Below are 9,878 nucleotides of genomic sequence, written 5' to 3'. Positions count from 1 at the left end.
TGAACCTCCCAAATCGTGTTCATGGAATCTTTGAGTTCCGCGAATGCGCCCGTCGCGGCAAAAAGCATCATGAAAACGCCAAACATCACGGCCGCGACGCTGGCTTCTTGGTCCGGGGCATTTTTCACCAGGATGTCGATCGCGTCGCCGCCGGCGGGACCGACGAGGAAGCTCACCTGCCGCACTACTTCGTTAAGCGCCACTTCACGACCGAAGAAGAAGCCGCCGATCGCGACCGAGATAATAACGATCGGTGTCAGCGAAAAAAGCGTGTAAAACGCAATGGCGGCCGCCATCCGGGGAACCTTATCCTGGTTCCATTCCACGAACGCCCCGCGAAACACCGGCCACACGTCTTTGCCTCGAATTCGTATCATGATGGCCTTCCCTGCGCTGGCCCGACGTTAATGCTGCGTGCCCAACCCGTGCGGCATGCAGCGAGTTGCCGACGCTTGGAGCACGCCGCTGAGAGGATCGAGTTTACTGTGGAGGAGGTTGCGCCATTCACGGAGCCATGCAACCGTTGTTACGCGAGACCGTCAAGCTAGGAGTTGAGAATGCCATTGAGCACGATATGCTTATTCAGTGTGGCGGCGGGAAACGGCGCGAAGCCCACGTTTGTCTATGCGACCGTCCCACGTACGTCACAAAAAAAGCCCGTCGCAGGGTTCCCGCCAAGGAACTGCAACGGGCCGGGGCGATAGTGGGTCGCCCGCGGCATTATACCACAGCGGAGACTTCGACTCCGGTTCCATTTCTTCACTAAATGAACGTTCATTGAGGCAGCCCGTGCAGAGAGCTTTGCCGCATCGTGACGCATTGCCGCGCTACCGAACATAGACACGGTGGCGATCGCCCTCTACGTTGAGCATCTCCTCCAGCCGATCCATTGCAGTGTCGGCGCGTTGCGCTTGTCGGCGCAGAAAGAGGTGGCTGCGGGGCGGCATGTTGTTGAGTAGATCCACGGTCAGTTCCCAACCTTGGCTGATTGGCGCCAAGTCCGCGCGCAGATGCCCTAGATCCGCGTCGGCCTGGGCACTTTGAACCAGGTGCTCCGCCGCTGCGCACAACTCATCCAGGTGTACGTCTAGTGCTTGGGAGGATTCTGCATTCCTCAACGCGTACTTTGCCGTGCGTCGGAGATCCTTCAGCTCTTCGCCAAAGAGTTCCGCTTGACGCAAGAGTTGCCGCTGTTGATCTTCGTTGCGAGTTGTGCCCTGGTAGACGACTGCATGCATGCGACGATCAGCTCGCATCACCTGCCGTGTATGCACGGACAGACTGCGATGCTCGCCTATAAGCCTCTGCAGATTGGATGCGAGTTCGTGGAGGCGTTCGTCAATGTCACGAAATTCTTCTTGCAATCGGTCTCTGTTCGCTGGCGAACGCACTTTGGCTACGAAGCGATCCAGTTGGGCCAGGTAGTTTTCAATTTCGCCATAGACTTTGCGCTCTTCGTTTCCTGTAAGCTCGATTACCACATCTTCCTCGAGCTGTTCAAGCGCCAAAGTCAGTTGTTCTGCTTCGCTTTCCACCTGACGTCGCCATTCCGCAACCTCGCCGTTATCTTGCTCACTCCCACTGGTTTCCGCCTTTTCGAGAATGATCCGCGCACCGTGTTCTCGACCATCACGCTGCACAATCCGCCGCAGGTCCTGTGACAGCTGAGCGTCCGGCTCCACGCCCGTGAGGTCGAGCCAAAGTGTCTCGACAAAGCCTTGTTCCGTGCTTCCAGCACGCCAATAGTACTCCCCGCCCCCGAGAATTTGTGCCAATACGTCGCGTGAGTCGTCACCATCGCGCAGCGCGTTGGTCCAAGTGCGCATCCCCACCCGATCGGGCTCGCGACTAAGAAACCGGATATACCAACTGCGTACCGATTGTGCTGGATTCGAAGCGGTCGCGGCACCAGTCTGCCTCGGTTGAGCGTAGCTTGACGACGGGCTTAGCAGCAAAAAAACAAGGAGCGCGAGAGGCAAGAACGAACGCATGACAAGGCTTCCCATGAGAGAATTGGTACGATTCAAGGGCACAGCAGCATTCGCCCCGCTGCTAAACGGCAACCTCAGTCCGGCCGTCAGAAAATCCCACCTCGACACCGCCTGCAACTTCGCGACTATTCGACGCTTCGAATCGTAGTCCAGGGGCAATTGGTAGCGTCGAGAATTTCAATGAGGGGCTTCCATTCCCCTCTCCAATGCAGCAAATTCTCAGCGTCCGTCGCCGTCGGAGTCTCCCGGCAAGGCACGTTCTCCGCGCTCCCAAGCGTCGCGGGCGGCGAGTTTCGCCTTTTCCCAGCCCAGCTTGGAATTCCCGCGTGCTTTTTCCCATCCGATTGCCAGGTCAGACTCAGCGTGACTCCAGGAACGATGCTCGCCCCGTCCGCGCGCTTCCCAGCCATAGCGATAGGCGGGGCTATAATCATCGAAGGCAGCTTCCTGCGTATAGTAAGGACGTGAAGTGAAATGCTCACGCCAATACGCTTCCTCCACCGTTGGATCCATCGCTTCTGCGACACGCTTGCCAGCGAGGCCTCCGGCTACGCCGCCCACTACGGCCCCCACCACTGCCCCGATGGGCCCGGCGACCGCTCCAACCGCGGCGCCAGCTGCGATGCCGCCAGTTGCTGCGCCGATTCCCGCACCGACAGGATGGGCGCCCGGTGCACCGGTAATCGGGTCAGGATTTAAGTCGTGCTCGGTATTGCGTCGCGCTGCCGCGTCGATCGTTTTTTCCATGCTAAGTCTGCCTTTCGGTTAATTGCGAGGATTCAAGGGACACGCGGAATGCATGCATCAGAAACGGTTGAAGCAAACGCTATGCCGGGAATAGCGGGCCAATCACGCCATAGACGCTAGAGATATTGATCTCGCCGCGTTCAGGTTGGGGGCGCAACACCGCAATGGTGTCGCGCAATGGCTAGTAAACTAGAGCTGCGACCGAAAGAGCCCAGCCAGAAACTCGGCCGCCTTTTCGCGAACAGGACGGCGCTGCCACTCTGCTAAAGTCACTTGCTTCGAGCGATCTTGGTCATCTGCGAAGTTGCGGATCTCGCGGGCAGCGAATTCCCGATCAAAAACGTTCAAATTCGCCTCGTCGTTGAGTCGGAAGGAGCGACTGTCGAAGTTGGTAGATCCGACTGAGGTCCACACGCCATCGACCACCATTACCTTGCAGTGATACATGGTGGGCTGAAACTCAAAGACTTGGACGCCGGCCTCCAGCAGGCGTCCCCATCGCCCCCGCGAGGCGCGGCGCACCAGCGGCTCATCCGTGTGCTTTCCCGGGACAATGATCTGAACGTCAACTCCGCGCCTTCTTGCGGCCAACAAAGCATCAATGGCCAGATTATCTGGCACAAAGTAGGCGTTTGCCAGACGGAGGCTCTGCTCCGCCGAGGCAATGGAAAACAGATACATCAATCGAGCGCTCTCACTCCCTTCGCGGGATGAACTCTTGAAGACTTGGGCCCACGATTCGCCGGCGGGCTTCAACTGCGGAAAGTACTCGGATTCATGAAGCACCGTCGACTTGGTCTTCATCCAGTTGTCCATGAAAGCCGCCTGCATCTGTGCGACAGCGGGTCCCTCCAGTCGAAAATGCGAATCGCGCCACTGCTGAGGCGACTGAGCGTTTCCGAGCCATTCGTCGGCAATTCCGACACCCCCGGTAAAGCCAATTTCGCCATCGACAACCAAGAGCTTTCGATGCGTGCGATGATTCATCCGCGCGAGGCTGTACCAGCGCAGCGGCCGATACCGCTCGACTTCGACGCCCGCCGCTTTCATAGCGTCTAAAATCGCGGTGTCGATCCTCCCACTGCCCAGCCAATCGAGGAGCACATGGACTCTGACGCCTGCTCGCGCCCGGGCGCAGAACGCATCCGCAAATTCCTGCCCAATCTGTCCCGACCAATAGATGTAGGTCTCAAAGCAAATGGTTCGCTGAGCCTTGTGAACCGCGGTCAGCATCGCCGGAAAGATCTGATCGCCGTTCAGCAGCCCCACAATACGGTTTCCGGCAACGAGCGGAGGGCCCAAGAGCTGTCCCATGACGTGCAGAAACTGGGGATCCTTAACGCCGTAGCTGGTGCGGATGTTGTATTTCAGGTTCTTCTCGCCGGCGGTGAGATTCAACGCGAACAACGTGATCCCCACCGTGATCGTGATGGTGACCAGGACCAAGAGCAGCGAGTACATATCGGAAGCAATCTGTTGAGATAGAAGAAGTCCGGCCCGGGCGGATGAACTCGCCGACTCAAGTTGCGATGTTCCAAGGTCCCGGTCTTGGAGCAAGAGGCCATTCTGCATCGAGGTGAATGCTATTCCACCGGACAAAGCGCTGCTGCGGCGAAATCCACCTACGTTCTGCCAACCGAAGTCAACTTCCCTAACGTCGATTCAGTTGAACACTCCGTGAACGTCCAAGTCATCACCGCCACGCCACTTACGAGAGATTGCGGCCTCGCGTCCCCCACAGATAAAGGGCCAACACCAGGACGGCGCCGATTGTAGACATCACCAATCCGGCCGCGTGAAAGCCCGGATCGCGCGCGTCGTAGTCAAACAGCAAGGAAGAAATGAATCCGCCGATCAACGACCCGATCAGGCCGAGGACCATGGTCACGACCAAGCCCATCGGCTGCCTGCCAGGAACCAATAAGCGAGCCAATGCGCCGGCCACAAGACCAATGATCAGCCACCAGAGAAATCCAAACATTTGTCGCTCCCAGAAAAAAGGGCCTTCACGTGGGATACGTAGCAACCCACGCATTGAGGAGATGATTGTGCGCCGTTACGCGAAAGATCGAAAAGCTCTAGCAAACAAGGCGTCCACTCCCGCGATGCCCATGCGGAAGTGAACGCATATTTGGAGCGTCCGTTCGTGAACCTGGTTAGCGTGCTTGCGACAATTGAGTTCGCAAAGCTTCCACTTCCTCTTGCAGCTGAAGTAACTGCTGCTCAAGGCGGTCGACTCGGCCTCCCTGTCCGTGGTAGTCCGGCGAAGACCGCTCCGGGGTCACCGTCGACATTTCATCATCATCGTAGTTTTCATTTGAGCGGGTCGTCCCTCCACGAAAACCGGCTTGTCGCAGGGTACCCACCGTGGCATCGATGGGAATCCGGCGCCCGTCACGTGAGACGTACATCTGCGCCGTCGCATTCGGATTCAGTCGCCCGATCCCGTCAACGACTTCTTGATAGCGAGAAATCTGCCGGCCGTTCAAGGAAACGATCACGTCACCCGATTGCAAGCCGGCGCGCCCGGCAGGGCTTGATTGTGCCAACCTGTCAATACGTGCGCCGTTACCGGAATAGTCAGGCGTAAAGTGGACGCCCAGCCATCCACGGGTCCCGTAGGAATCAGCTTGGTCAGCGGTATTCACGTCGCCTTGATTCAGAGTCCCATTCTGAACCGCGTCGTCGTTGAAATTGCTGCCGCGATACCGGCCGCGAGTTCCGCTGCGTCGGCCGTTGCGAGCCGAGCCTCTCCCCTGGCCCTGGTCCGCTCGACCATCGCGTTGAGGAAACATCGCTGAATCAGCGTTTCCAGCGCGAGTCGATTCTCTGTCAACTGAATCGCCACGTTGCGTATCCGTGTTGGGATAACGGTCGGTGGCGATACTCGCAGGTGAGCGGCCTTCTGCAGGAACGCGGTTCGAAGTCGTCGAATTGTCATCGGTGTCAGAGTCGTTCAGATTCTGCGCGTCATCGAATAGGGGCGCCTCATCACTCCCCGTCGTTGGTTTCAGATCGTTGGCGTTGCTGGGTGCGACGGGCGTTGTATTCGGTTGCGCGCTCGATGAAGCTCCGCCATCCTGCTGACTTCCTTGGGATGCATCTCTGTTCCCAGCGGTCGGTGCGCCTTGTCCACTGCCACTACCAGCGCTACCTTCGCCCCCCGCGTCACTTTGAGCTGCCGCTCCGCGCGTGAGCCCGAAGCAAAGCAAGGCGATCAACGAAATCCCTAATACTTGCAATCTCATTTCCTGGTTTTCCTTTTCTGACAGCCTCTCTCGCGTGCGGAACGGTCCGAACGATTTCGAGGCAAAGAATGCGATTCACCGACGACTGAGAAGATGCTTACGTGGCATGTTTAGTGCCAAGAAGCACTATTGCCACAAAAGTGGCCAAGTTTGAGGAGAATCGATGAATCGCCGAGTAGTGACTCTAGCCGTTCGCAATGTTTGCGTAGAACGGTTCGGCGACGTCCGTTGCTTAACGAACCAGCTTGAAGGGCAGGAAGGCGGCAGCTGAGCCAATTGCGACCGAGGGCGGAAAACGTCCCCGGTAATTGTGACGCGATGTACCGTTTGATGCGCCGCAGTACTATTCGTCAACTCCGTTGGTGCAGCGTCGTCGTCTGCCGGCGGAAGTGTCTTTCGCTGACCGACGTGGAAGTTTTCAAGGGGGGGGGCCTGGTCAAGCGGATCTGAAACTGGAAATCGAGCAGAAAACCTCGGAATGATTCCTACTGGCATACCAGGCACGGAGTGATCGCCATGCCTGAAGCGGCCGCCAGGCAATGTCGCCGTTACTCATACTCACGGATCGTCATCAAGTGGGTATGATGATGGAGCGTTCCTCTGCAATCATTCGAGGCGATTCCAATGGCCCATCCCAATCGCCCTCTCTCGTATACGGATGATGTCGAAACGATCCCGCCGGAAGAGGCGGCCGACATCCAGCGAGTCATTCAGGCATTAGAGCTGATTTTAGCCCGCAGCCACGCCAAGACCGGCCGATTCCGGGCCGACGTACATGTCAAAACGCACGGCTACGCCCAAGGGGAACTCCGGGTGCTGCCGAACTTGCCTCAGGAACTTGCGCAGGGACTATTCGAGCACGACGGCGTCTACCCGGCAGTGGTACGTTTTTCGAACGCGGCCAGCCAACCCCAGTCCGATGCGATTCCGGACGGTCGAGGCATGGCGATCAAAGTATTGGGCGTGGCTGGTGACATGCTGCCGGTGAACGGGGAAAGAAGCCCGACGCAGGATTTTGTAATGATCAACCACCCGGTGTTCTTTGCCCGGAATGTCAAGGACTATCTGCGCTTAGAGCAAATCGTCTCGCAGGCTGACGACAATTCGGTTGCGACACTGCGCGAAGCCCTGACTGGGGGAGAATGGAACCCGTTGCACTGGCATTGGCGGGAGATGCTAACGATCGCTCAAATTGCGGGCCAACTTCCCGCGCGCCCGGCAAGTAACATCTACTTCAGCATGGCGCCAATCAGGTTCGGCAACTTCGTTGCCAAATACCGGGCTAAGCCGGCGGGGGACCGCCAAGACTCCTATCTTGAACTGGTCAAGCAATTGGCTACCGAGGCCGATGCGATGCAGCTGTCGCTCGAAGGAACGCTGCGAACGCAGGAGGTGCTGTTCGAATTCCAGATGCAGCTTCGCACCTCCGAGCACACAATGCCCATTGAAGACGCCAGCGTCGAATGGCCGGAAAGCGAATCCCCGTATCGAACTGTCGCTCACTTGCTGCTGCCGCGCCAGGAAATCGCGCTGCTGCGTCAGCAAGCTGCATTTCGGAATCTCTCATTCACCGTTTGGCACGCTTTGGTCAAGCATCGTCCTTTGGGGGGCATCAACCGCGTTCGCCACCGTGCCTACGCAATTTCTTCCTCCTGGCGGCGTCAGCAGGCGGTAGCCATTACCACGGCCGGGCAAGACTCCGATTGCGACGAAGGACAAGCAGCTGATTGTTCAAAGTGAACTGCCCACAGCTTCTCAATCTAAGTGCGTGGCACAGCCTAACGACCACGGTGGCGATTAGCCGTTTGGATCGCAGCCGTCATGGCTGGCGAATCGACATATTTCCAACCATTCCCTTGATTCCAAGGACCGCGGGCATCGACGTCACCATTGTCGCCTTTACCAGTCGAATCGTTGTAGAACTCGTCCACAACGCCATCTGTCGGCGGGATCTTGCCAATCGACAACGCAGGCTTGCCCATGCTTTCCAGTGCGGCCATGAACGCCTTCATGTGTGTGATTTCACGAGTCATCAAAAACTGCAGCGCTTCCTTCGTGCCGGCGTCATCGCAGAAATTGATCAGGCGTTCATAGACAATCTTGGCCCGAGCCTCCGCCGCAATGTTGCTGCGCAGGTCGACATCCAGTTCTCCGGTGACTTTCAGGTAATCCGCCGTCCAAGCGTTTCCCATGGAATTGCAAAGTGTGACGCCGCCGCCGCCCGCGATCGCGACTAGGGGGTCAGCCTCAGCCGCTTCCCGATCGGTTTTCATCGGTTTCAGATGAAGACGTGCGAGAACGCCGACGATCTCAAGATGACTGAGCTCCTCAGTACCGATGTCCATGAGCAAGTCCTTGCGCTCCGGATCATCGCAGTTCAGTCCCTGAATTGAATACTGCATGGCGGCCGCCAACTCCCCATTGGCGCCTCCAAACTGTTCCAGCAACATGTTTCCGAATTTCGGATCGGGATGATCGACCCGCACCGTGTACATGAGCTTCTTCACGTGATGATACATGCTGTCTCAATTCAGAGTTTGGGTGAAGTTGGTTCGAGACATTGACCTATTTCCGCACGGCGACACTTATAAGGTTTTGCTTGGCAGAACATCAGTCCAAAGGCCGTTGCATGCGTTCCACTGCGCCTGCTTCGCAACGCCTCCTTGCACAAGACACTTAATCGAACCGTTACCATGCGACAGACACAATCTCACAGTGTTTCCGCTCGATCCCGCTTATTCGGAAGGAAGCAAAAGAACCGTCAGGCCATCGGACCTGACGGTTCTCTTTGTCTGCATAGCGTTCTCGCTTCAACGAACAATGCTGGTCGACGGCTCAGTGGAGGTGGAAACATCCTCAGCGCCAGCCTCTTCAAAGATTTCCTTGGCGCGGTCGGTTTCCGCAGCGTCTTCTGAATGCACAGAGACGAGCGCATGGCCGCCCTTCAACTTTCCTTCGTAGCGCTTGGCTTCATATTCCGGGATGCCCTTGCCGATCAGGGCCCCCGTCAGTCCACCGACCGTGCCGCCCAAGGCCGCTCCTGTAAGTGCGGCCATGATGGGACCGGCCGCAATCAGAGGACCGAGGCCCGGGATGGCCAGTGCGCCAATTCCCGCCAGCCAACCGAGCCCCCCGCCCAGCACAGCCCCTGTTCCGGCGCCAACGGTGGCCCCTTCCGGCGCTTTCGTTTTGATTGTCCACCGCGAATTCTTTGGTGCCCGATTTATCGGGCATCAAAACGGAAATATCGCTTCCCGTAAAGCCAGCAGTTTTGAGACGTTCCACGATTTGGGTAGCTTGCGCGGCAGTTTGCACCGTTATGAAGCGCCGATTGACACTCTCTCCAGCCGAACCAACGGTCGCTCCAACACGGCGCGATGTTGTTCAATCTCCGGCAGCAGGCGACTCGCCATCGTTACGATTCGTCGTGACGAGCTTTTTGGTCGGTAACCACCAGGTTCATGTATCAGTTTGACCCGACCGTCATCGTCTACTAGGCGCAGGCGGTTCGCTTCTTGCCAGGAATTGGCCGGCACAAAACATTTCCGAATTGCCGAGGATGAGGTTGTAGACTGGCTCCACTTGGTCGCTGTGCGCAACGTCCAGCACTTCCACTTCACGGATTGCGCCATTCTCGCGTCGCATGATGCGTACAACTCGGGGATGCCAAACGCGGCGTCACCACGATAGAACTTCGGGATGTCGTACTTGCGATACCGCTCGATCACTTGCAGCAACACCCGTCGCCAGAACTTTGCGCTGGCGTTGTTGCCACGCCGCAGCATGGCCAATGCCAAGTCGCCGAACTGGTTGAACAGAAATAGCGGATGGTAGCAGGTGCATTCAAAGTGCCCGTTGTAGGCCGTGCCTTGCTGTCGCCCGTAGGTCTCAC

Annotated in this window: 7 protein-coding genes and 3 pseudogenes; 1 reads left to right on the top strand and 9 read right to left on the bottom strand. The window is 57.6% G+C overall.

Going from position 1 to position 9,878, the window contains the following annotated elements:
* The 6 genes from SGJ19_13905 to SGJ19_13880 form a co-directional block, all read right to left on the bottom strand.
* Positions 1-296 (bottom strand): YhjD/YihY/BrkB family envelope integrity protein (locus SGJ19_13905; protein ID MDZ4781342.1); only part of this gene is annotated, 296 nt, incomplete at its 3' end.
* Between the two features lie 531 nt (positions 297-827).
* On the bottom strand, positions 828-1,826 hold the full coding sequence (locus SGJ19_13900; protein ID MDZ4781341.1) for a hypothetical protein: 999 nt from the start codon (positions 1,824-1,826) through the stop codon (positions 828-830).
* 384 nt (positions 1,827-2,210) lie between these two features.
* Positions 2,211-2,738, bottom strand: coding sequence for a hypothetical protein (locus SGJ19_13895; GenBank protein ID MDZ4781340.1), 528 nt, complete (start codon positions 2,736-2,738; stop codon positions 2,211-2,213).
* A gap of 189 nt (positions 2,739-2,927) precedes the next feature.
* On the bottom strand, positions 2,928-4,199 hold the full coding sequence (locus tag SGJ19_13890) for a phospholipase D-like domain-containing protein (protein ID MDZ4781339.1): 1,272 nt from the start codon (positions 4,197-4,199) through the stop codon (positions 2,928-2,930).
* Positions 4,200-4,446: 247 nt separating this feature from the next.
* Positions 4,447-4,719, bottom strand: a complete 273-nt coding sequence (locus SGJ19_13885) for a GlsB/YeaQ/YmgE family stress response membrane protein (protein ID MDZ4781338.1) — start codon at positions 4,717-4,719, stop codon at positions 4,447-4,449.
* A 175-nt stretch (positions 4,720-4,894) separates the two neighbouring features.
* A complete protein-coding gene (locus SGJ19_13880; GenBank protein ID MDZ4781337.1) occupies positions 4,895-5,986 on the bottom strand; it encodes a PDZ domain-containing protein in 1,092 nt (363 codons plus the stop codon).
* Between the two features lie 624 nt (positions 5,987-6,610).
* Between SGJ19_13880 and SGJ19_13875 the strand changes: the two genes are divergently transcribed.
* Entirely contained in the window at positions 6,611-7,726 is a 1,116-nt protein-coding gene (locus SGJ19_13875) for a catalase family protein (GenBank protein ID MDZ4781336.1), read from the top strand.
* 74 nt (positions 7,727-7,800) lie between these two features.
* On the opposite strand, the pseudogene SGJ19_13870 reads toward SGJ19_13875, so the two are convergent.
* From SGJ19_13870 to SGJ19_13860, 3 pseudogenes are all read right to left on the bottom strand, one after another.
* A pseudogene (locus SGJ19_13870) lies at positions 7,801-8,505 on the bottom strand (manganese catalase family protein).
* Between the two features lie 291 nt (positions 8,506-8,796).
* Positions 8,797-9,307: pseudogene (locus SGJ19_13865) on the bottom strand (hypothetical protein).
* Between the two features lie 329 nt (positions 9,308-9,636).
* Positions 9,637-9,878 (bottom strand): annotated as a pseudogene (locus SGJ19_13860) (transposase).

The sequence above is a fragment of the Planctomycetia bacterium genome (assembly GCA_034440135.1).
Lineage (GTDB): Bacteria > Planctomycetota > Planctomycetia > Pirellulales > JALHLM01 > JALHLM01.
The sequence above is the reverse complement of the archived record's forward strand: the minus strand, read 5'-3'. Positions and strand labels throughout refer to the sequence as shown.